Annotated in this window: 17 protein-coding genes and 1 pseudogene; 7 read left to right on the top strand and 11 right to left on the bottom strand. The window is 71.7% G+C overall.

Annotated features, from left to right (window positions below; translation table 11 throughout):
* Nucleotides 1-63 precede the first annotated feature (63 nt).
* Complete coding sequence (locus OG272_RS11320; RefSeq protein ID WP_327730308.1) at nt 64-1,257, top strand: MFS transporter; 1,194 nt, start codon at nt 64-66, stop codon at nt 1,255-1,257.
* 189 nt (nt 1,258-1,446) lie between these two features.
* On the opposite strand, the gene OG272_RS11325 is transcribed toward OG272_RS11320, so the two are convergent.
* Complete coding sequence (locus OG272_RS11325) at nt 1,447-2,748, bottom strand: RNA-guided endonuclease InsQ/TnpB family protein (protein ID WP_405893209.1); 1,302 nt, start codon at nt 2,746-2,748, stop codon at nt 1,447-1,449.
* Nucleotides 2,749-3,020: 272 nt separating this feature from the next.
* On the opposite strand from OG272_RS11325, the pseudogene OG272_RS11330 reads away from it, so the two are divergent.
* Nucleotides 3,021-3,388, top strand: a pseudogene (locus OG272_RS11330) (dihydrofolate reductase family protein); the annotation flags it as partial.
* A gap of 27 nt (nt 3,389-3,415) precedes the next feature.
* Here the strand turns inward: OG272_RS11330 and OG272_RS11335 are convergent.
* Entirely contained in the window at nt 3,416-4,582 is a 1,167-nt protein-coding gene (locus tag OG272_RS11335) for a hypothetical protein (protein ID WP_405893211.1), read from the bottom strand.
* Nucleotides 4,579-5,571, bottom strand: coding sequence for a 5-dehydro-4-deoxyglucarate dehydratase (locus OG272_RS11340; RefSeq protein ID WP_405893213.1), 993 nt, complete (start codon nt 5,569-5,571; stop codon nt 4,579-4,581). The genes OG272_RS11335 and OG272_RS11340 overlap by 4 nt, the downstream gene beginning before the upstream one ends.
* Before the next feature lie 223 nt (nt 5,572-5,794).
* On the opposite strand from OG272_RS11340, the gene OG272_RS11345 reads away from it, so the two are divergent.
* The 4 genes from OG272_RS11345 (at nt 5,795) to OG272_RS11360 (ending at nt 9,268) form a co-directional block, all read left to right on the top strand.
* Nucleotides 5,795-6,604: an NAD(P)-dependent oxidoreductase gene (locus tag OG272_RS11345; RefSeq protein WP_326583671.1), complete on the top strand. Its 810-nt coding sequence runs from the start codon at nt 5,795-5,797 to the stop codon at nt 6,602-6,604.
* A 289-nt stretch (nt 6,605-6,893) separates the two neighbouring features.
* A complete protein-coding gene (locus OG272_RS11350) occupies nt 6,894-7,655 on the top strand; it encodes a DeoR/GlpR family DNA-binding transcription regulator (protein WP_326583670.1) in 762 nt (253 codons plus the stop codon).
* 94 nt (nt 7,656-7,749) lie between these two features.
* Nucleotides 7,750-7,983, top strand: coding sequence for a hypothetical protein (locus OG272_RS11355; RefSeq protein ID WP_326583669.1), 234 nt, complete (start codon nt 7,750-7,752; stop codon nt 7,981-7,983).
* A 73-nt stretch (nt 7,984-8,056) separates the two neighbouring features.
* Nucleotides 8,057-9,268, top strand: coding sequence for a TerD family protein (locus tag OG272_RS11360; RefSeq protein ID WP_327732286.1), 1,212 nt, complete (start codon nt 8,057-8,059; stop codon nt 9,266-9,268).
* Between the two features lie 103 nt (nt 9,269-9,371).
* On the opposite strand, the gene OG272_RS11365 is transcribed toward OG272_RS11360, so the two are convergent.
* The 5 genes from OG272_RS11365 to OG272_RS11385 all read right to left on the bottom strand — a co-directional run bounded on the left by OG272_RS11365 (nt 9,372) and on the right by OG272_RS11385 (nt 16,790).
* Nucleotides 9,372-10,391, bottom strand: a complete 1,020-nt coding sequence (locus OG272_RS11365) for a 1-aminocyclopropane-1-carboxylate deaminase (RefSeq protein WP_327730304.1) — start codon at nt 10,389-10,391, stop codon at nt 9,372-9,374.
* 83 nt (nt 10,392-10,474) lie between these two features.
* On the bottom strand, nt 10,475-11,200 hold the full coding sequence (locus tag OG272_RS11370) for a GntR family transcriptional regulator (RefSeq protein ID WP_405893215.1): 726 nt from the start codon (nt 11,198-11,200) through the stop codon (nt 10,475-10,477).
* A gap of 88 nt (nt 11,201-11,288) precedes the next feature.
* Nucleotides 11,289-12,902, bottom strand: coding sequence for a TROVE domain-containing protein (locus tag OG272_RS11375; protein ID WP_327730302.1), 1,614 nt, complete (start codon nt 12,900-12,902; stop codon nt 11,289-11,291).
* 501 nt (nt 12,903-13,403) lie between these two features.
* Entirely contained in the window at nt 13,404-14,894 is a 1,491-nt protein-coding gene (locus OG272_RS11380; RefSeq protein WP_405893217.1) for an alkaline phosphatase PhoX, read from the bottom strand.
* A 414-nt stretch (nt 14,895-15,308) separates the two neighbouring features.
* Nucleotides 15,309-16,790 carry a hypothetical protein gene (locus OG272_RS11385; RefSeq protein WP_326583664.1) on the bottom strand — a complete coding sequence of 494 codons (1,482 nt, stop codon included), beginning with the start codon at nt 16,788-16,790 and terminating at the stop codon, nt 15,309-15,311.
* Between the two features lie 492 nt (nt 16,791-17,282).
* Between OG272_RS11385 and OG272_RS11390 the strand changes: the two genes are divergently transcribed.
* Nucleotides 17,283-19,106, top strand: a complete 1,824-nt coding sequence (locus OG272_RS11390; protein ID WP_327730299.1) for an endonuclease/exonuclease/phosphatase family protein — start codon at nt 17,283-17,285, stop codon at nt 19,104-19,106.
* 16 nt (nt 19,107-19,122) lie between these two features.
* Here the strand turns inward: OG272_RS11390 and OG272_RS11395 are convergent, their stop codons facing one another.
* The 3 genes from OG272_RS11395 to OG272_RS11405 form a co-directional block, all read right to left on the bottom strand.
* Complete coding sequence (locus OG272_RS11395; protein WP_326583662.1) at nt 19,123-19,866, bottom strand: SRPBCC domain-containing protein; 744 nt, start codon at nt 19,864-19,866, stop codon at nt 19,123-19,125.
* Nucleotides 19,867-19,957: 91 nt separating this feature from the next.
* Nucleotides 19,958-20,584, bottom strand: a complete 627-nt coding sequence (locus tag OG272_RS11400; RefSeq protein WP_328507498.1) for a winged helix-turn-helix domain-containing protein — start codon at nt 20,582-20,584, stop codon at nt 19,958-19,960.
* A 290-nt stretch (nt 20,585-20,874) separates the two neighbouring features.
* Nucleotides 20,875-21,579, bottom strand: coding sequence for an antibiotic biosynthesis monooxygenase (locus OG272_RS11405; protein WP_405893218.1), 705 nt, complete (start codon nt 21,577-21,579; stop codon nt 20,875-20,877).
* Nucleotides 21,580-21,656: the final 77 nt, after the last annotated feature.

Raw genomic sequence — 21,656 nt, forward strand, 5'->3', positions numbered from 1 at the left:
CGACGATTCCTAGGTCATCCGCCCGATCCGTCCGGCGGGGCCTTAGCACCACGATCACCAGCCATGACATCCACGACATGGGCGGCGGGACGGGTGCTCGGCGACCGCGACGCGAGGCTGTACCTGGCCGCGGTGGTGGTCTCGGGCCTCGGTTCGTCGGCGATGTGGCTGGTCGCGGGCGTCTGGGCCAAGGACCTCACCGGCTCGGACGGGCTGGCGGCCCTGTGCGCCCTCGCCCTGTGGGCGCCGCTCCTCGCCGGGCCCGTCCTGGGCACCCTCGCGGACCGGCCCCACCGCCGCACCCTCCTCGTCACCACCGACCTCCTCCTCGCCGCCCTCCTCCTCACCCTCTTCGCCGTGACCACCCCGGGCGACCTGTGGCTCCTCTACACGGTCCTCCTCGTCTACGGCGCGGCGGGCGTCGTCCACGACGCGGCCGAGTCGGCCCTGGTCACCACGGCCGTCGACCCGTCCCTCCTCGGCGACTTCAACGGCCTGCGCATGACGGCGAACGAGAGCATGAAACTGGTGGCTCCGTCGGCGGGGGCGGGACTCTACGCGGCGTACGGCGGGGCGACGGTGGCGCTGCTGGACGCGGTCACCTTCGTCGCGGCGGCCGGGTTGTACGGACTGGTGCGGGTACGGCGGACGCGGCCCCGCCCCGCCGGACGCCCCGCCCCGGGCCTGCGCGCCCGCACGACCGACGGCGCCCGCCGCCTGCTCGCCGACGGACGCCTGCGCCCCCTCCTCCTGGCCGGCGGCACGACCATGCTGCTCTCCGGCGTGAACGGCGCCCTGATCTTCGCGGTGGTCGAGTCCCTCGGTCACTCCCCCGCGTACACCGGCCTCCTCCACGTCGCCCAGGGCATCGGCTCGATCACCATCGGCCTGGCCACGGGCCCCCTCCTCCGCCGTCTGGGCGAATCCACCTTCGCGGCGTACGGCATCGCCCTGACGGGGGCGGCGGTGGCGCTCCGCGCGATACCGGACGACGTCGTCGCCCTGACCTGCGGTGCCGCGATCGGTGTCGGCCTCCCCTGCGTCCTGACCGCCACCCTCACCGCGGTCCAGCGCGCGACCCCGGCCGAGCTGCTGGGCCGCACCACGGCCACCGCCCACACCCTCCTTCTCGCCCCGACGGCGGTGGGCATGGCGATCGGCGCGGGCCTGGTGGAACTGGTCGACCTCGTGGTGCTGTTGCCGACCGTGGGGACGATGTGTCTACTGACAGCGGCCGGGCTGCTACGCCATCGCTGACGACCGGGGAGTTCCTTCACACATGGGCAAGGTGACCTGCGACCTCACGATCTCGGCCGACGGCTACGCGGCGGGGCTCGGCCAGACCGAGGAGCGCCCGTTTCGGCGACGACGGCGGCGACGGCTCGGGCGACCGGCTGCACGCCTGGATGTTCGAGACGCCCGACGAGAACCGGGCCGAGATCGAGCTTAAAAGAGGGGGATTCCAACCCGTTCGGGCTGAGGTTCACGGACGCTCGACCGCTGGTGGGGCGGTGTCGTCCCTCCGGCACCGGCTGTCCGCCGGGGGCGGGGGATCCCGCCCTGTCCTGCCGCGACGTTGATACTCGCGTTGGTGTCCGCGTTGCAGGCGAAGCCGCAGGAGGAACAGACGAACTCGGCTTGGCTCTTGCGCGAGTTCTTGTCGATCCATCCACAGGCACTGCACCGCAGAGACGTGTAGGGGGCGGGAACGTCTTCGACCCGGCCGGGCGCTTTGTGCCCGGTGCGCTGCCGAAGCAGGCCCCAGCCCTGGGCGAGGATCGACCGGTTCAGGCCGGACTTCTGCGCCACGTTCTGGCCGGGCCGCTCCACGGTTCCCTTCGCGGAGCGGGTCATCGTCTTGATGTTCAGCTTCTCGAACCGGACCAGGTCATAGCAGCGGGCGAGCATGGTGCTGGTCTTCTCGCACCAGTCCTTGCGCCGGTTCGCCTCCCGGGCCTTGAGCCTGGCCACCTTCGCGTACTCGGCCGCCTTGGCGGCGCTGCCTTTCGGGGCTCGTGCCGCCCGCCGCTGGTGCTTGCGGACCTGGCCGCGTTCCTTGACGGTGAGCTGTGGGCAGTTCAGCTTCCGTCCGTCGCAGAGGGCGGCGGTGACGGTGACACCCCGGTCGATGCCGGTCACCTCACCCGTGCCCGGCCCCTCGACCGGGTCGGGGATGACGGCGAACGCGATGTGCCACTGCCCGTTGCGGAAGGTGCCCCGGAACGTCTTCGCGTCGGGCAGCTTCGCACCTTTGCCCCTGGCACTGAGGCGGAAGCGGACCCAGCCGCAGCCGGGCACCCCGACCTGCGCCCACCGCCCATTCAGCCTCCGCACGACCACCGACCGGCCCATGACCTGCCTGCCGGTCTTCGCGTTCAGCTTCGGCGACCCGTCCGCGTGGTACTCCGGCACGCGGTCGGTGCCGATGACCCTAAAGCCCTCGTGCACGTGCTTCCTGCGCCAGGTCGGCTCACCGAACCCGGACGTGAACCGGGCGTTCCTGGCCCTGGCGAAGTCCTGTAGGGCCTGCTGCTGCACGTCCGCGTTCCCCGAACCCAGCCACTCGTTCTCCCGCCGGGCCTCGGTGAGCTGACGGCACTGCTCCGCGAAACCGGGCGCGGACCTGCGCCACCGCCGCCAGTGCGCATGCTGCTCGACAGCGAGATTCCACACGTACCGGGCGTGCGCGCAGTGCGTGAGCATCCGCTCGGCCTGCGCGCGCGACGGATACATCCGGAAACGTGACATGCCACGAACCTAGACACCCCGTTCCCCTCCCGCGCACGACTTCGACCAACATCACCCGTGCGAGTGACCGGCACGCTCTTGCCTTCCAGGACCCCCGCCCACCGGGCCCTCAACCCGCCGGCACCACGAACCGCTCCGGGCCGGCCTCACCACCGTCTCTCCCGACACGCCGAATCACCCTGACGGCGATCCGGCTCTCCCCTGCCCCGCTACGCCGGAACGGGCATTCACCCCAGCCCTGAAGGACCGGGCACCCTGCCCGGCAAGCAAGGTGGAACGGCTGGTGGGGCGACGATCCGCCGTTCCACGCGCCGGTGTTCATCCTCACCCACCACGCGCGCGTGCCGCGGCCGATGGTCGGCGGCACCACGTTCCACTTCGTCACCGACGGGATCGCCCCGGCACTGGCACAGGCACGCGCGGCGGCCGGCGACGGCGATGTCGCGGTCCAGGGCGGCGCGACCACCATCAACCAGTACCTCGCCGCCGGCCTGATCGACGAGCTGCGGCTGCACATCGTGCCGCTCACGCTCGGCGCCGGCACGCGGTTGTTCGAAGGGTCCCGCCGCTGCGACTGGAGCAGGTGAGGTCGCGGGCGGCGAGCCAGGTCACGCACGTGACCTACCGCGTGCTGTCCTGAAAGACGCGGCCAGGGCGCGCCCTCGGCTCACCCCACCGCCGTCAACGCCTCCCGCACCGCCGCCAGATCCTGGTCCGACGCCAGCCCCGCGTGATACAGCCGAAGTTCCGTCGCCCCCAGCTCCGACGCCCGCCCCGCGTCCTCGGCCAGCGTCACCGGACTGCCGCCCATCCCCGACACGATGCCGAAGTTGGCGGCCAGCACGGCCCCCTCCGCCCCGACCTCGGCGAACGCGGGCAGCAGCCCCGGTCCGCCCGCGCAGGGCACGACGACCCCGTCCGCCACGCCCAGGATGTGCGCGGGGTCGACCCCGGGGTTCGCCCCGCAGTGGTACGTCACCGGGTCCGCGTGCAGCAGTACCTGGAACCCCGCGGGCGCGGCGGCCCGTACGGCCCCGACCGCCTGCTCCTGGAGCGAGCGCGCGATCGTGTCGCGCCACACCCGGGTGGCCGTCGCCCGCTCCGCGCCGAGGAGCTTCTCGACGGCCGGCCAGCCCTCGTCGACGGCCTCGCCCCGCCACAGCGGCTCCAGCCCGTCACGGACGGCCGCCGCCAGCTCGTGGGGGTCCTGCCCGGCCCCGGCGTACCCGCCACGGCAGGTCTCGCAGAAGCAGAGCGACATCAGGTACTGCCCGGCGTCCCCGAGCCCGACCCCGCCCGTCTTGTCGTGGGCGTGCAGGTGGGAGATCCCGTACCAGCCCAGCGACTCCAGCTCCGTCCCCCGGGCGCCTGGCCGGACCGCCGCCTCCACGGCCAGGTCCACCAGGTACTCGCGGGTCGCCTCCTGCGCGACACACGGTGCCCACGGATACCGGTCCCCGTACGCGTTGACCACGGAGGTCGAGGGATGCTCGGCGCCGAGGCGGGAGTTGTGCGCGAGGACCACCCAGGTGTGCACGTCGAGACCGGCGTGCGCGAGCGCCGTCGCCGCCTCCCCGAACGAGTCGCCGGGCGCCCACTCGCCCGCCGCGTACGGCCGCAGCGTACGGCCCTCCCAGCGCACGCCCGGCGGATACAGCACGGCCGCGTGCTCGGCGGTGACGATCCGCTGCCGGGGGTGGCGGGGGGTGAGCGCGCGGGTGGAGTGGTACGCGGAGGCGAGCGTCACCTGCCGCACGCCCAGTCCCGCGATGCGCTCCGCGGCGGCCGGATCCCCGTTGACGTCCCACGGGTAGACGAACGTCGACGCCTTCACTTGCCCTCCAAGTACTCCTCGTGCCTCGCGGACTCCGCGTACGGCCCGGACTCCGCCAGCAGCGCGTACCCGCGCTCGATCAACTGGCCAAGCTGCTTGACGTGTTCCTCGGCCGGCTCGTGCAGCGGCGGCCGTACCTCTCCCACGTCCAGTCCCCGTAGCCGTACCCCGGCCTTGACCAGTGACACGGCATAGCCACGACCCTGGGCGCGGAGTTCGACGAAGGGGCGGTAGAACCCGTCGAGCAGCCGTTCCACGATCGCATCGTCCCCCGTGCCGAGCGCCCGGTGAAACGCGAGGGCGATCTCCGGTACGAAGCAGAAGACGGCCGACGAGTACAGGGGGACGCCGACGGCCCGGTAGGCGGGCTGGGTCAGCTCGGCCGTCGGCAGGCCGTTGAAGTACAGGAAGTCGTCCCGGACCGCCGGCTCACCGCGCACCGCGCTGACGATCCGCGTCATCAGGTCGAGGTCGCCGAGGCCGTCCTTGAGGCCGATGATGCCTTCCGTGCGGGCCAGTTCGACGACGGTCTCCGGCGTGAACACGGCGTTGTCGCGCTGGTAGACGACGGCGGGGAGGGAGGTCGCCGCGGCGAGTTCCCGGTAGTGCCGCAGCAGGCCTTCCTGGGCGGCCACGACGAGGTACGGCGGCATGGCGAGCAGGCCGTCGGCGCCCGCCTCCTCGGCGAGACGCGCGTAGCGCACGGCGAGGGCGGTGCCGTAGCCCGCGCCCGCCACGACGGGCACCCGGCCGGCCGTCTCCGCGACGGCGGCCCGGACGCACCTCTGGAACTCCTCGGGCGTGAGCGCGTGGAACTCGCCGGTGCCGCAGCAGGCGAAGACCGCGGCCGCCCCGGCCTCGACGCCTTGACGGACATGTGCGCGATAGGCGTCGAGATCGACCGCGCCGTCCGGGCCGTACGCCGTGACGGGGAAGAACAGCGGTCCGCTGGGGACCCTGAGCCGGGCGGCGAGAAGGGCTGACGTCACGGGCTCTCCCAAGTCCATGTCGCTGATCAGTGTTTACATTTCTGAACAACAGCACGCTAAGGCGCCTCCTTGCGACCGGTCAAGCCGGGCAACCCGCACCACACCAGCGATTTCTCGCCGCGGCGTCCCACTTGACGCACACGACCCACACTCCCTAGCGTGTCCATGAATGTGAATGTCGGACGCCCATGTGTACGGCTGGCGATGCAAGGAGATCCCACGGATGCCCGCTCCCCGCACCGTTCTGCTCACCGGCGCCGCCGGTGGACTCGGCACCCTGATGCGGGACCTGCTCCCGGCCCACGGCTACGAACTGCGCCTCCTGGACCTGATGCCCGTCGAGGGCGAGCCGGACGCGATCACCGCCGACCTGGCCGACAGGGAAGCCCTGCGCGAGGCCGTACGGGGCGTCGACGCGATCATCCACCTCGCGGGCATCTCGCTGGAAGCCTCCTTCGAGAAGATCCTCCGGGCGAACATCGAGGGAACGTACAACCTGTACGAGGCCGCCCGCGAGGAGGGCGTGCCCCGTATCGTCTTCGCCTCCTCCAACCACGCGGTGGGCTTCGCGCCCCGCCCGCAGGGCCAGGATCCGCTGATCCCGATCGACACCCCGCACCGCCCCGACACCTTCTACGGCCTGTCCAAGTCCTTCGGCGAGGACCTGGCCCAGTTCTACTGGGACAAGCACGGCCTGGAGACGGTCTCCGTGCGCATCGGCTCCTGCTTCCCCGAGCCCACCAGCGTCCGCATGCTCTCGCTCTGGATGAGCCCGGCCGACGGCGCCCGCCTCTTCCACGCGGCCCTGACCGCCGAGGACGTCGGCCACACCGTCGTCTACGGCTCCTCCGCCAACACCCGCCTGTGGTGGGACCTCTCCACCGCCCGCGCCCTCGGCTACGCACCCCAGGACGACTCCGAGCCGTACGCCGAGAAACTGATCGCCGAACAGGGCGAACTCGACCCCGAGAACGTGGCCCACGCCCACCTGGGCGGCCACTTCGTGAGCGACCCGCCCATCTGGCCGTACTGACACCACGGGTTCGTACGTCATACGGGAAACGAGGGCCGTACGACGTACGGAAGGAGCGGGCGGGCACCGAACGGGCCCGCCCGCTCCCGTATGCGGGCACACCCGCTGCCCGCTCCGCCCTCCGCCCCAGGTCCGCGACGGACCGCCGCGACGCGAAACGGTCAGGGACGGGCGGCATCGGTCGCGCAACAGGCCTGGTCGGCGCCGCGCACCCGCTGTAGAACTTCCCCCAGGGCCCCCACGGGGCCCGAACGGGCAGCACTACGGAGAGGGAGAGCAGGTGTCGGCCATGAGCTCGGAGGAAAGGCAACGCGAGATCGTCAGGGCCGCCCGCCGCACGGGCGCGGTCGACGTCGCCGAACTCGCCGTCGAACTGGGTGTCGCCAAGGAGACCGTACGACGTGACCTGCGCGCCCTGGAGGACCACGGACTGGTCCGCCGGACGCACGGCGGGGCGTACCCCGTGGAGAGCGCCGGGTTCGAGACGACACTCGCCTTCCGCGCCACGAGCCATGTGCCCGAGAAGCGCCGGATCGCCGCCGCCGCGGCCGAACTGCTGGGCGACGCCGAGACGGTCTTCGTCGACGAGGGCTTCACCCCCCAGCTCATCGCCGAGGCCCTGCCCCAGGACCGGCCGCTGACCGTGGTCACCGCCTCCCTCGCCACCGCGGGCGCCCTCGCCGAGGCCGGCAACACCACCGTGCTGCTGCTCGGCGGCCGGGTCCGCCCCGGCACCCTCGCGACCGTCGACCACTGGACGACGAGGATGCTCGCCGGGTTCGTCATCGACCTGGCGTACATCGGCGCCAACGGCATCACCCGCGACCACGGCCTCACCACCCCCGACCCGGCCGTCAGCGAGGTCAAGGCCCAGGCGATCCGCGCCTCCCGGCGCACGGTGTTCGCGGGCGTCCACACCAAGTTCGGCGCGGTCAGCTTCTGCCGGTTCGCCGACGTCGGCGACCTGGACGCGATCGTCACGAGCACCCTGCTCCCGGCCTCGGAGGCCCACCGCTACTCGCTCCTGGGCCCCCAGGTCACCCGAGTCTGACCACCGGGAGCCCGCGCCCCGACGTGCCTCCCGCCGGGGTGACGGCGCGAAATCCGATGGGCCCGGCCACCCCTGGGCCCGTACGATCCCCGCCATGCCCCGACCCCACGGCTTCGCCTACACCGCGCTCCCGGCCGGCACCGTACTGATCACCCACCACGGCCGGCCCGCGGGCACCCTGCGGGGGCCCCGCGCCGACGCGTTCCTCACCGAGGTGACCAGCGGCGACCCCCAGCTCGTCATGGCCCGCTGGACCGGCAACTACAAGCGCGGCAACGAGCGCACGGCCCGCGACCACCCCCGCAATCACCACCGCGACCGCCGCTGACCCGAACGGCCCCCCGAGCGGCTCGGTAAGGGAACGGTAAAGCGGCCCGGATCGTTCACCCGGCATGACCGCTATGACCCCCGGCTCGAACATCCCGCTGCCCGTCACCCGCGTCGCGGTGGACGTCGCCGCGCCCGTGCGGCTCGACGTATCGGGCCTGCTGCTCACCGCCGACGGCAAGGTGCGCTCGGACGACGACTTCATCTTCTACAACCAGCCGACCGGCCCGGGCGTGACGTACCGCTCCGGCGGCGGTGCGACGCCCGACTCGATCACGGTGGACACGACGGCCGTCCCCCCGGGCATCGAGAAGATCGTCGTCACGGCCAGCCCGGACGCGGCGGGCCAGTCCTTCCAGGGCGTCGAACCGACCGCCACGATCCGCGACGCGGCGAACGGCTCGGTGATCGCCACGTTCACCCCGCCGCAGCTGGGCACGGAGACGGCCCTGGTGATCGTGGAGGTCTATCTGCGCAACGGCGCGTGGAAGGCCCGCGCGGTCGGCCAGGGGTACGCGAACGGCCTCGCGGGCATCGCGACGGACTTCGGCGTCACCGTGGAGGAGCCCGCCCCGGCCCAGCCCGTCGCCCCGCCCGCGCCCACGGCGCAGCCCCCGGCCACCCCGCCGGCCCCGCCCGTGGACCCCCGCGTCGCGGCCGCGCCCCCGGCCCCCGCCGCCCCTCCGGCCGCGCCCGCCCCCGGCGCCGGGAAGATCAACCTGGACAAGGGCCGCGTCAGCCTCCAGAAGAACCAGACGGTCTCCCTCGTCAAGGGCGGCCGCCCGCTGCTCTCGCAGGTCAAGATGGGTCTCGGCTGGGAGCCGGCGTACCGGGGCAAGGACATCGACCTGGACGCGTCGGTCATCGCGTACGGCCCGCAGCGCAACCACATCGACAGCTGCTACTTCGGCAAGCTCTCGATCGTGAACGGCTCGATCAAGCACTCCGGCGACAACCTCACGGGTGAGGGCGGAGGCGACGACGAGGTCATCGTGGTCGACCTCGGACGGCTTCCGCAGGAGGTCACCGGACTGGTCTTCACCGTCAACTCCTTCTCCGGCCAGAAGTTCACCGAGGTCGCCAAGGCCTACTGCCGCCTCCTCGACGCCGCGACCGGCGAGGAGCTGGTCCGCTTCGACCTCACCAACGCCGAGGCCCAGACCGGCGTGATGATGGCCAAGCTGATCAAGCAGTTCTCCGGTGAGTGGGAGATGACCGCGATGGGCGACTTCGTGAAGTCCCGTACGGTCCGGGGGATGGTGAAGCCGGCGGCCCAGTCCCTGTGAGGTCACGTACGTACGCGGCACCGGGCGCTCCGCACGAGGGCGCCCGGCCGTGCGCCGCCCCCGGCGTCTCTTCCGGGTCAGCCCCGGAGCAGGGCCTTCGACGTCACTGAATCACTCCGCTGTACGCGTTCAGCGCGGGCTGCCCGCCCAGGTGGGCGTAGAGGACGGTGGACTCCGGGCCGATCTCGCCGCGCTCGATCAGGTCGATCATCCCGGCCATCGACTTGCCCTCGTACACGGGGTCGGTGACCATGCCCTCGGTGCGCGCGGCGAGCTGCATGGCCACGAGGGTGGCGTCGTCCGGCACGCCGTAGATCCCGGCGTGGTAGCGCTCGTCCAGTTCGATGTCCGCCACGGTCAACTCCCGCTTGAGGCCGATGAGTCGGCCGGTGTTGTCGGCGATGCGGGCGATCTGCTCACGGGTGGTGGTCGGCTTGGCCGAGGCGTCGATGCCGACCACCCGGCGCGGCCGTCCGCCCGCCTCCTCCAGCGCGGCGAAGCCGGCGACCATGCCGGCCTGGGTCGAGCCGGTCACCGAGCAGACGATCACCGTGTCGAAGAAGACGTCCAACTCCTTCTCCTGCTCGGCTACTTCGTACGCCCAGCCCGCGAAGCCGAGGCCGCCGAGGGGGTGGTCGGAGGCGCCGGCCGGGATGGCGTACGGCTTGCCGCCGCCGTCCTCGACCTCCCGGAGCGCCAGTTCCCAGCTCTCCTTGAAGCCGATGCCGAAGCCGGCCCGCACGAGCCGTACGTCGGCGCCGGCCAGCCGGCTGATCAGGATGTTGCCGACCTTGTCGTACACGGGGTCCGGCCAGTCGACCCAACTCTCCTGCACCAGCACGCACTTGAGCCCGGCGTGAGCGGCGACGGCGGCGACCTGGCGGGTGTGGTTGGACTGCACTCCGCCGATGGAGACGAGGGTGTCGCAGCCCTGGGCGAGCGCGTCTGCGACGAGATACTCCAGCTTGCGGGTCTTGTTGCCGCCGTAGGCGATGCCGGAGTTGCAGTCCTCACGCTTGGCCCAGACGGAGGCGCCGCCGAGGTGCGCGGTCAGCCGCTCCAGCGGGTGGACCGGCGAGGGCCCGAAGAGGAGCGGGTAGCGCTCGAAGGAAGAAAGGGACACGGGTCCTCCCGGGTGGAGTGGGGCGGGATGGAGCGGGGGCGGGGCAGAGCGAGCGGGGGCAGGGCGGGGCGGGGCGGGGCGAGTCAGTGGTCCGCTTCGAGCACGGGCGCGTCGACGGCCGGGTGGGCGAGCTCGTGAGCCGGCTCGCCGGTCGGCTCGTCGGTCGGCTCGTCGACGAGTGCGGCCAGGCCGCGCCAGATCTCCGCCGTGACGCGGACCGCCTCGTCCGTGTCACCGGCCCCGCAGGCCTCGATCAACTGGTCGTGCAGGCCGGCCGACCGGCAGTTGCCGCCCTCACCGAAGCGGCGTCGCTCCAGCCGGCGGATGAGCGGGGTGTAGCGGGCGATGGTGGCGGCGGCCGCGCGGTTGCCGCTCACCCGGACGAGGACGTCGTGGAGTTCGTCGTCGGCGACCAGGGCGGCGTCGACGTCGCCCGTGCGGACGGCCGCCGCGAACCGCTCGTTGGCCGAGCGCATCGTCTCGACGTCCGCCGCGAACAGCCGGGGTACGGCGGTCCGGGTGGCCAACTCGTGCATGGCACCGACCACCGCCGCCGCGTCCCGCACGTCGGCGGCCACGACGGCCGTGACCCGCGTGTAGCTCTGCGGCTTGCTCTCCAGGAGCCCCTCGTCCACCAGCCGGGAGAACGCCTCCCGCACCGGCGCCCGCGACAGCCCCAGCAACTCCGCGAACTCGGCGTCACGCACCACCGCGCCCGGCTCGATCTCCCCGGCCACGATGGCGTCCCGGATGGCTTGGTAGGCGCGATCCCTGAGCAGGGTGCGACTGACCGGTCGTATGGCCTCCATGGACTGAAATGTTAGATGTCAGCAAGGGCCGCGAACAAGGGTGTGGCCCGTACCCCCACTGGGATACGGGCCACACTCACCCCGCTCGTCAGCCGCGGCCGACACCGGACTGCCGCCCTCGGCCGACCCACGGCCAGTCGGCGTCCCGTGCCGCCTCAAGCAGGGGCACCATCCGGAAAGCCGCGTCCGAAAGGCCGCCGAAGGTGTGGCGGTTCGCCTTGCCGGAGGGGCCGTGGCCCGCCCGGTAGCCGGCGAGGTTCCAGGTGTAGACCGGCACGTGGGCCGGGATCTGCTGGGTCGGGTCGCCGTAGTGGCTGAAGGCGGCCTGCTCGTCGGTGACGATCAGCACCCGGTCGTGCTTGCGGTAGTGGCGGCGGACGGCCTCGGTGGTGTCGGTGCCGCCCAGGTCGCCGAACCGGCCGATGATCTTCAGCACGGACTCGCCCGCACCGAACTTCACCACCCGGCTCGTGCTCCCGAACTCGACGAGGTCCGCGTCCGCCGCCCGCAGCGCGAGCGCCGTGCCGAAGACCGCCGCCGCGTCGGCGTAGGTGAGCGAGGAGCGGTCGGTCAGCCGGGAGCAGAACATCGAGCCCGAGCGGTCGACCAGGACCAGGGTCCGGCCGGGCAGCGCGGGCACGTTGGCCAGCGAGTGGCCGAGCGCCTGCTCCAGCGGGTACGCCCAGCGCAGCGAGGGCGCGTGCCGGTACGCCGAGAGGTACCGGAACGGGAACTGCCGCGACCGCGCGACCTCCGCCGGGTCACTGATCCGCGCCGCCACCCGCGCCGCGACCTCGTCGGAGACGCCCGTCTCGTCGAAGTTCCGCAGGTTCCTCGTCAGGGCCATGACACCCATGGAGGGGATGACGGCCTCCCAGGCCGCCTTGTCCATCGGCCCCTGCAGCCAGCCCGCCAGCGCCTCCCAGGTGATGCCCGCGTCCGCGAGGCGCCGGGCGCCGCCCGCGCCGGTGACGACCCGGCGCCGCTTCGCGGGCCGCAGCTCCATCAGGTCGCGGTGGGCCGCGAGGACGGGCAGCGACCTGGGCACGACCGCCGTGTCCGGGTTGTGGCGCCGGTCGAGGGCGTACTGGAACAGGTCCCCCTGCCACGGCTTGTCCGGGTCGGGCGCCGCGTGCACCAGGTTCAGGATGTCGCCGAAGCGGTAGCCCTTGGACGCGGTGTCGTACTTCAGCAGCGACTTGGGGTTGTAGAGCCGTCGTACGGCGTCGGCGATGCCCCGCTTCACCGGCTTGGGGATGGTGCGGCCGTACCGCGAGGTCCAGTAGGCGAGCAGTTCGCCGGGCTCGTCCGGACGCCGCAGCACCGAGTCGACGACCTGGCGGTTGGTGGGCCCGTCGGTGACGCCGGCGTCGAGCCGTGCCTTCACGTACTCGGCGGCGCCCACGAGGGAGGCCGTACGGAGGTTGCCCTCGCCGCGCAGCCAGCCGAGCAGGCCGGCCGTCCACGCCGGGTCGGTGACGGCGAGCCGGCGCACGAGCGCGGCGAACCGGTCGTCCCGGTCCTCGCCGCTCTCGTAGGAGGTCTTCTGCGCGACGAAGTTGGCGATCGATAGCAGGAACAGCTCGGAGCGCTCGTCCCGCTCACGGCCGCGGCCGCCCTCGTATGTACGGAGCACTCGCCCCGTGGAGGTGACCCGCGAGGTGGGCTGCGCCTTGCCGGCCTTCGTGTTGAATCGCGCCATGGTGAATTCCCCCGAATTCTTCAGCACTTCGTGCGTGGAATTCCTGTTTCAGGTTTCAGGGGGAGGCGCGGCAGAGGGAAGGTGCCCGAGGTCGAAGTCGGCGGCGGTTCTTATAACTGGCGCGTCTTCCATTCCGCCACACCGACCGTACGTCGATGACGGGATTTGAACCCGCACGAGGATTTCTCCCCACCAGTTCCCGAAGTATCCGCTGCCTGCGCACCGGGCATCCACCATCTGCCGCGCCTCCCGAGATCGAAGAGCGCACCGGGAGGTGCGTGAAGCTTTGGGTGTCCAGAGATCGAAGCCGGCGGAACCGACGTAGGTGCTCTAACCCCTGAGCTACACCGGCGTGTTGGTACCGGTGACGGGACTCGAACCCGCGGCCGCCCCATTATGAGTGGAAGTAGGTCCTGCCTTCGCACCTGGACAGGCATCACTCTAGGAGGCGCGCCGCGGGCCGGGCGAACGAATTAACTCACGGCCTGGTCGCGACTGTTGTCACCGCTTGTGCCGCTTCCACGGGCCGGTGATCGCGAGCAGGATTCCCGGGGTCTGGATGTTGGCGTACAGGGTCTTCCCGTCGGGCGAGAAGGTGACGCCGGCGAACTCGCTGTACTCCGGCTCGTCCTCGGTGCCGATGTTGAGGTCGTTGCGGGCGATCGGGTACGTACGGCCGCTGTCGGTCGCGCCGAAGAGGTGCGAGACGCCCTCGCCGTCCTCGGCGAGGACGATGCCTCCGTAGGGGGAGACGGTGATGTTGTCGGGGCCGTCGAGGGCGCCGTCGACGGACGGGTCCGGGTTGACGCCGAGCAGCACCTTCAGGGTGAGGGTGCGGCGCTTGGGGTCGTAGAACCAGACCTGGCCGTCGTGCGCGGCGCCGGGGCTCTCCGTGCGGGCGTACGAGGAGACGATGTACGCGCCGCCGTCGCCCCACCACATGCCCTCCAGCTTGCGGGCGCGGGTGATCTCGGTGTCGGCGAACTGCTTGCGCACGGCGACGGTCCCGGCGTCACGGTCGGGGACGTCGATCCAGTCGACCCCGAACACCGTGCCGATCTTCGTGGCGCGGGACAGGTCGTCGACGAACCGGCCACCGGAGTCGTAGCAGCGGGGCGCCTGGAGGACGCCCGCGTCGTCGGCGAGGGTGCGGAACTTCCCCGACCCGTAGGCGAATCCCTTGGGCGGGGTCCAGCGGTAGAACAAGCCATTGGGGCCGGCGGCGTCCTCGGTGAGGTAGGCGTGGCCTCGCCTGGGGTCGATGACGACGGCCTCGTGGTCGTAGCGGCCGAAGAACTTCAACGGCTTCGGGGCGCGGTTGGCGCGGCGGTCGCAGGGGTCGACCTCGAAGACGTAGCCGTGGTCCTTGGTCATGCCGTTGACGCCGGCCCGGTCGGAGTTCTCCTCACAGGTGAGCCAGGTGCCCCAAGGGGTGCTGCCGCCCGCGCAGTTGGTGGATGTGCCCGCGATCCCGACCCACTCGGCGACGCGCCCGTCGGGCCGCACCTCCACCACCGTGCAGCCGCCGGCCGCCGCCGGGTCGTAGACGAGTCCCTCGGTGAGCGGCACCGGGAACTCCCAGTTGGCCCGGGGTCCCTTCAGCTCGTGGTTGTTGACGAGGAGGGTGGTGCCGCGAGGGCCGGAGAAGGCGGCGGTGCCGTCGTGCTTGCCCGGCGTGAACTCGCCCGACTCCAGCTTGGTCTTCCCGCTGTACGTGATGATCCGGTACGTGAACCCGGCGGGCAGCGCCAGGATGCCCTGGGGGTCGGGCACGAGGGGGCCGTATCCGACTCCACCGTGACGGTCCGCCCCGCGCTCGGTGCCGTTGTCGGTCGCGTTGTCGTCGTCGGTCGCGTTGCCGGTCCGGGTGTCCGTGTCCGTCGACGCGAGGGCGTTCGGCGCGGTGGCGAGGGCGCCTACGCTGCCGGCCAGCGCGACACCGGCTCCGGTGACCGCGGATCGTCTGGCGAAGTCCCTGCGGGTGAGCGACATGCTGTCTCCTGCGTGCGGTGGGCTGACCGTGGGGGGCGGACCCGAGTTGTCGCGCCACGGTTGCGCTCACGCTTGAACGCCGGTTGAACGAGGGGAGAAGGAAGCCCCCCGCCTTCGGTGAACCCACCAAGGGGCTGCGCGCCCCTTCGCCCCCCTTGAGCGCCTGATAGCGGGGGGTGCGGGTGCGTCGGGGAGTGCGGCTGCGGGTGCGTCGTGGTTGCTCGCGCAGTTCCCCGCGCCCCTAAAAGCCCAGGCCTCCGCGCCCCTAAAAGCCCAAGCCCCTGCGGGCCTGAACGCCCAGACCCCTGCGGGCCTGAAAGCACGGGGCGCAGCCCCTGCCTTTCAGGGGCGCGGGGAACTGCGCGAGAAGCCCCACCGGGCCGCACCCGCCGAGGGACCCGCACCCCCGAGCTGTCAGGCGCCCCCAGGCCCCTTCTGAGACCGCGCCTTGAACGCCGCCTTGCGGGCCTCCTTCGCCACCCTCTTGTCGGGGTGGATCCTCCCCATCGCCTCAAGGACATCGGGCGTGGCCGGGTGGTCCACCCGCCACGCCGCCGCGAAGAACGAACCGTGCTGCGCGGCCAGCCCCTCCACCAGCGCCCGCAGCTCCGCGGAGTTCCCTTCGGCCGCCAGCTGCGCGGCCACCGTGTCGATGGTCAGCCAGAAGACCATGGCCTCGGACGGCGCGGGCACGTCGACGGCACCGCGCTCGGTCAGCCACACCCGGGCGAGCCCGCCCAGCTCGGGGTCGTCCAGAACCTCCCGGAGGGCCGGCTCGGCCACGGCCCCCACGAGGGACAGCGCCTGCTGACACCGCAGCCGCCGCAGCGGCGCGCCTGCATCGGAGCCACGCGCGGCCGCGAGCAACTCGCGGGCCGCGTCCAGCGACTCCCGGCGCGCGAGCCACTGCTCGGTCTCGGCCTGGGCCGCCGCCGGCGGGAACCCGGCGGTGCCGTCCAGCAGCACGTCCGCACCCTTGTCGACGAGGTCCCCGACCGCGGGCGCGGACACGCCCGCATCCTGGAACCGCGCCCGCATCCCGTACAGCCCGAGCGGGGTGAGCCGGACCATGCCGTAGCGCGTGACATCGGTGTCGTCGACGGAAGGCCCACTCGGCCCTTCGGCGCCCTCGGCGGCGACGGCCTCCTCCACATCCGTCATCAGCGCCTCGTCCACGGGCTGGTACTCCACCAGCCCGACCGGCTCCAGCACCCGGAACTGGTCGTCGAGCCGCATCATCGCGTCCGAGACCTGTTCCAGTACGTCGTTGGTGGGCTCGCCCATGCCGTCCGGGACGATCATCGACGCGGCGAGGGCGGGCAGCGGCACCGGCCCGTCGGGGCCGTCCTCGCTGACGGTGAGGTGGTAGAGGTTGCCGAGCACACCGTCGAGGAACGCGGCCTCGGCCTCGGGGTCCCAGTCCAGCCCGGAGAAGTCGATCTCGCCGCCGGAGTCCATGGCGTCGACGAGGCCGTCGAGGTCGGGCACGCTCGCGTCGGCGAGGGCGGTCTCCAGGGCCGTGAGCCAGATGCCGAGCACGTCCTGCGGGCCGCCGGAGACGAGGAGCGCGAGGTCCTCGCCCACGGCGACCGTCCCCTCCCCTTCGTCGGGGTTCACGATCTCGACGAGCCCGGTGTCCAGGGCCACCCGCCAGGCCTCGCTGGCCGACGCCGCCGCCTCGGCGCCGTCAAGGCCCTCGCCGGTGAGCCCGAGCGCCTCGGCGGCGGCGGGCAGTTGCTCGTCGACGAGTTCGCCCCCGGTGCCCACACGCGTGTCCGGCCCGGCCCAGCGGGCGAGGCGTACGGCGCGCGAGAGCAGCGGCGTGGCGAGCGCCTGCCGCGCCAGCTCCGCTTCGGGGAGAAGCCGCACCGGCGGCAATGGCGAGCTGTCTGACATCGGCGGAGTTCTCCTCGCAACGAGCGGTGGCGGCGGTGACGGTAACGGTGGTGGTGGTGACGAGCGATACGGGTGGTGGCAGTAGTACGGGTGGTGGCTGTAGGCGGTGTCCGGCACGCGGTACGCCTATGGGTACGGGTACGAGCACGCGTACAAGTACGAACGGAACACGGCCTCCGATCACGCCCGGCACCTGTACACGTACGCAGCCGCTCAGCCTAGACGGATTTCCACCCATGCCGCCCGGTTCATGTACCTGCCAGGAGTCGGACGTGGCTGAAACCTTGACAAGTGGCCTGACCAGGCTGGAGATTGACGCGCGTAGAAACTCACGGGTAGCTCTGGGGTGACTCCGGGGCCGTCCACCGGCATGACCATCGGAGCTCATCGGTGCCCGTCGGAGTTCTACGCGCGTCGCACCGCCCCACCGGTCGCAGGCCACCCCCGTCCACTCTCGTCCCGGCGCTCACATACGTCCCCGGAGGGATCCCCTTGCCGAGCAAGAGAACCGCGCGCATCGGCGCGCTGACCGTCGCCGCCATCTGCTCCACGGTGTCCGCCGTGGTCCTGACCTCGCCCGCCGAGGCGGACTCGATACGCATCCACGACATCCAGGGCACCACCCGGACGTCCCCGCTCGCCGGCCAGCAGGTCACCGGCGTGGAGGGAATCGTCACGGGCGTACGCACCTACGGTTCGCGCGGCTTCTGGATCCAGGACCCCAAGGCGGACGCCGACCCGGCCACGAGCGAGGGCGTGTTCGTCTTCACCAGCTCCCGGCCGACGGTCTCGGTGGGCGACGCGGTGACGGTCTCGGGCACGGTCTCCGAGTTCGTGCCGGGCGGTACTTCGTCCGGAAACCAGTCCGTGACGCAGATCACCCGCCCGACGATCACGGTGGTCTCCACGGGCAACGCCGTCCCGGCCGCGACCGTCATCGACGCCAAGTCCGTGCCGAACAGGTACGCCCCGGTCGGCGACACCGCCGCCGGCGGTTCGGTCAACGGCCTCACGCTCGCCCCGGCCACGTACGCCCTGGACCGCTACGAGTCCCTGGAGGGCATGAACGTCCAGGTCGCCGACACCCGTGTGGTCGGCGCCACCGACCCGTTCACCGAGCTGTGGGTCACGGTGAAGCCCCGGGAGAACGCCAACCGGCGCGGCGGCACGGTGTACGGCTCCTACACCTCGCAGAACACCGGCCGGCTGCAGATCCAGTCGCTGGGCGCGGTCGCCGACTTCCCGAAGGCGAACGTCGGTGACGTCCTCAAGGGCATCTCGGCCGGCCCGCTGGACTACAACCAGTTCGGCGGCTACACGCTCGTCGCCAACCAGATCGGCACCCTGAAGCAGGGTGGCCTGGAGCGCGAGACGACCCGCAAGCAGAGGCGCGGCGAGCTCGCGGTGGCGACGTACAACGTCGAGAACCTGGACCCCTCGGACGCCACCTTCGCGGACCACGCGGCCGCGATCGTGCACAACCTCCAGTCGCCCGACATCGTGACCCTGGAGGAGATCCAGGACAACAACGGTGCCACCAACGACGGTACGGTCGCCGCCGACCAGACGATGAAGAAGCTGGTCGAGGCGATCACGGCGGCCGGCGGCCCGACGTACGAGTGGCGGTCCATCGACCCGGTGAACCTCGCGGACGGCGGCGAGCCCGGCGGCAACATCCGCCAGGTCTTCCTGTTCAACCCCGAGCGGGTCTCCTTCACCGACCGCGCGGGCGGCGACGCCTCGACCGCCGTCGGTGTGACGAAGGCGTACGGCAAGGCGCGGCTGACGGTCTCCCCCGGCCGTATCGACCCGGCGAACGCCGCCTGGACGAACAGCCGTAAGCCGCTCGTCGGCGAGTTCTCCTTCCGCGGCAAGTCCGTCTTCGTGATCGCGAACCACTTCGCCTCCAAGGGCGGCGACCAGTCGCTGCACTCGGAGTTCCAGCCGCCGAAGCGCGGCTCGGAGACCCAGCGCCACCTCCAGGCGACGGCCGTGAACTCCTTCGTCAAGGAGATCCTGGCGAAGGAGAAGAACGCGGACGTGATCGCCCTCGGCGACATCAACGACTTCGAGTTCTCCGACACCGCCGAACTCCTGGAGAACGACGGCGCCCTGTGGTCGGCGTTCAAGTCGCTGCCGAAGAGCGAGCGTTACTCGTACGTCTTCCAGGGCAACACCCAGGTCCTCGACCAGATCCTGATCAGCCCCTCGATCCGGCGTTCCTGCGAGTTCACGTACGACAGCGTGCACATCAACTCGGAGTTCAACGACCAGATCAGCGACCACGACCCGCAGGTGCTGCGGTTCGAGCCGTAACCGGCGGCTGTGGTTCTCAGGGCTGGCTGAACACACCGTTCAGCCAGCCCTTCCACGTGGTCTCGTCGGCCTCGGCGTCGGCGCCCGGGGCGAAGTCGTGGACGCTCATGCCGACGCGGTGGCCCCAGTGGTTGCGGCCGAAGAAGCGGATGAGGGCGTCGTCGGTGCGCAGGCCGATGAAGTACGGGTCGCGGTAGTCGACCACGGCGTCGAGGAGTTGCCCGTCGGGGCCCTTGGCCTGGACCCGGGCCCCTTCGGGGGTGTCGTCCGCGAGGCCGAGCGCCCGTCCGACGGTGGTGAGCGCGTCGGGGGTCCCGGACGTCTCGGGTCCGTCGAAGGTGGCGAACGCGGTGACCGGACGGCCCGCGAAGCGCGTCAGGTACTGGCACAGGGTGTGCAGATAGAACGCCGTGTGCTTGGCGGCGCCGTCGTACTGGTTGTCCCAGTCGTCGACGAAGATGCCGCTGTGGACGTACCGCACCCAGGCCCGTCGGCCTTCGTCGCGCGGTTCGATCGTGTAGTCCAGCTGGTTGAGGGTCTGTTCGGAGATGCCCTCGACGTCCTCGACGCGGTTGGTGTAGCGGTGCGGTGGATCCCACGCGATCACCGCGGAGCCGAACGGCCCCTTGCCTCCGACGCGCGGCTCGGGCGCCTCCATCGGCCACAGCCAGCCGCCGGTCCCGGCGGTGACCGCCTCCCACACCTCCTCGGGGGTGGCGTCGACCTCGAACTCCCGGGCGATCTCGAATTCCTTGGACATGGTGTGCTCCTCAACGGGTCTTACTGGTCGGACAGTTCGGGGTGTTCGGGGTGTTCGGGGTGTTCGGGGTGTTCGGGGGAGGTCGGGGGTTCTACCGGTCGGGCAGTTCGGGCCGGTCGGGCGCTTCGACGGTCTGCGGCTTGACCGTGGGGTGTACGGCGACGACAATCCGGTGGCCTCGGCCGCTCTCGGCGTCGGGGGCGTCGTACTTGCGGATGAGCGCGCTCATCCCGGCCGTCAGCTCCTGGATGAACGCGGCCCGGTCGGCGGCCGTGGCGAAGGTGACCTCGCCGTCGAGCGCGTAGGTCGCGAGCCGCTTGCGGGCCTTGGCCGCGCCCGTGATCAAGGACCCGACGTCCCGGACCAGCCGGGCGCCGAGCGCGAGCAGCCAGCGCGCGGAGAGCTGGTCCTTGAAGCGGTCCGGGTCGGGCTGGACGGCGGCGAGCGCGAGTGGTGAGATCACGTACGACGCGGCGGTCGCCCGCATCAGCCGCTCGGTGACATTGCCCTTGCGGCGCTCTCCCGCCAGCTCGACCAGACCGTGCTTCTCCAGCGCCTTGAGGTGGTAGTTCACCTTCTGGCGCGGCAGCCCGACCTTTCCGGCCAGCATGGCCGCCGACGCCGGCCCGGCGGCCAGCTCGGCGAGCAGCCGGACCCGTATGGGGTCCAGCGAGACCGCCGCTGCCTCGGGGTCCTCGATCACGGTGACGTCCAACATGGCTCCACCGTCTCACCGAAAACTTTTTTTGTCCAGACGATTGAAGTGTTCGGTGGGTCGGGGAGGCCGGAGAGGTCGGTGGATGGGCGGGAGAGGCTTGCGGGCCGGGGGCCCGGCTCATTGGGGCCGGGGGCCCGGCTCGTTGGGGCCGGGGGCCCGGCTCGTTGGGGCCGGGGGCCCGGCTCGTCGGGGCGGGGGCCCGGCTCGTCGGGGCGGGGGCCCGGCTCGTCGGGGCGGGGGCCCGGCTCGTCGGGGCGGGGGCGTCCGGCCGGTGGAGAGTGTGGCTCGGGTCAGTCGGGGACGAGGCCGAGGGCGTACTCGTAGCGCTGGACCGTGCTGCCCTTGAGGCCCGGCCAGGTCTGGACGCGCCGCCAGAGCGGCGAGGACGAGCCGACGCCGTCGCCGGGTGCGGCGAGGGCGTCGATGTGGTGCTGGGCGGTCTCCCACTCGGCGTAGTTGAGGACGCGGGTGCCGTCGGTGCCGAGGTGGAAGTGGGCGGAGATACCGCCGGGGTGCGGGTTCGGCTCGGCGACCAGGGCCTCCTCGACGGCGTCCACCCAGGCGCGCTGCCGTGCCGGGTCCGGCCCGTCGAACTCGACGTCGACGATCACGACGCACCCGGGCACCCGTGCGGCGCGGTCGTCCCCGGTGAGGCTGCGGTACCGCCGATAACGCCCGAGCCCCACCCGCTCGATCCCCGGCACGGCCGTGTCGATGGCGTCGTTGCGCTCCTGTCGGCGCGTCTTCAGGAAGGCCTCGTACGCCTGCTCGTCGACCCACTGGGAGTAGTGCAGCAGGCCGGAACCGTCCTCCGCCGTGTAGACGAAGTACCCCAACAACCCTTCCGTGGGCCACGGCCGCCGCTCCCAGGTGTCGGCGACGGCCTCGACGGTCTGCCGCTGCCGCAGGGGCGTGCCCACCTGCCAGGTGCTGAAGAAGGGCGCCCCGACGTCGGGGCGGTCGACGACGGGATGGAGGTCCGTACGACGGGTCATGCCGCTCTCCCATGATCATGATCGTGCTCGAGGTCTGCGGACCGACCACTTTTCAACCTCAACCAAGATTCAGGTCA

The sequence above is a fragment of the Streptomyces sp. NBC_00104 genome, assembly GCF_045160825.1.
Classification (GTDB): domain Bacteria; phylum Actinomycetota; class Actinomycetes; order Streptomycetales; family Streptomycetaceae; genus Streptomyces.

What these genes read in the sequence shown, in the direction of transcription:
- OG272_RS11320 (WP_327730308.1), top strand. Translation starts at nt 64, where the DNA reads ATGACATCCACGACATGGGCGGCGGGACGGGTGCTCGGCGACCGCGAC.
- OG272_RS11350 (WP_326583670.1), top strand. Translation starts at nt 6,894, where the DNA reads ATGAGCTCGGAGGAAAGGCAACGCGAGATCGTCAGGGCCGCCCGCCGC.
- OG272_RS11325 (WP_405893209.1), bottom strand. Translation starts at nt 2,748, where the DNA reads ATGTCACGTTTCCGGATGTATCCGTCGCGCGCGCAGGCCGAGCGGATG.
- OG272_RS11355 (WP_326583669.1), top strand. Translation starts at nt 7,750, where the DNA reads ATGCCCCGACCCCACGGCTTCGCCTACACCGCGCTCCCGGCCGGCACC.
- OG272_RS11345 (WP_326583671.1), top strand. Translation starts at nt 5,795, where the DNA reads ATGCCCGCTCCCCGCACCGTTCTGCTCACCGGCGCCGCCGGTGGACTC.
- OG272_RS11385 (WP_326583664.1), bottom strand. Translation starts at nt 16,790, where the DNA reads ATGTCAGACAGCTCGCCATTGCCGCCGGTGCGGCTTCTCCCCGAAGCG.
- OG272_RS11400 (WP_328507498.1), bottom strand. Translation starts at nt 20,584, where the DNA reads ATGTTGGACGTCACCGTGATCGAGGACCCCGAGGCAGCGGCGGTCTCG.
- OG272_RS11405 (WP_405893218.1), bottom strand. Translation starts at nt 21,579, where the DNA reads ATGACCCGTCGTACGGACCTCCATCCCGTCGTCGACCGCCCCGACGTC.
- OG272_RS11360 (WP_327732286.1), top strand. Translation starts at nt 8,057, where the DNA reads ATGACCCCCGGCTCGAACATCCCGCTGCCCGTCACCCGCGTCGCGGTG.
- OG272_RS11380 (WP_405893217.1), bottom strand. Translation starts at nt 14,894, where the DNA reads ATGTCGCTCACCCGCAGGGACTTCGCCAGACGATCCGCGGTCACCGGA.
- OG272_RS11395 (WP_326583662.1), bottom strand. Translation starts at nt 19,866, where the DNA reads ATGTCCAAGGAATTCGAGATCGCCCGGGAGTTCGAGGTCGACGCCACC.
- OG272_RS11370 (WP_405893215.1), bottom strand. Translation starts at nt 11,200, where the DNA reads ATGGAGGCCATACGACCGGTCAGTCGCACCCTGCTCAGGGATCGCGCC.
- OG272_RS11375 (WP_327730302.1), bottom strand. Translation starts at nt 12,902, where the DNA reads ATGGCGCGATTCAACACGAAGGCCGGCAAGGCGCAGCCCACCTCGCGG.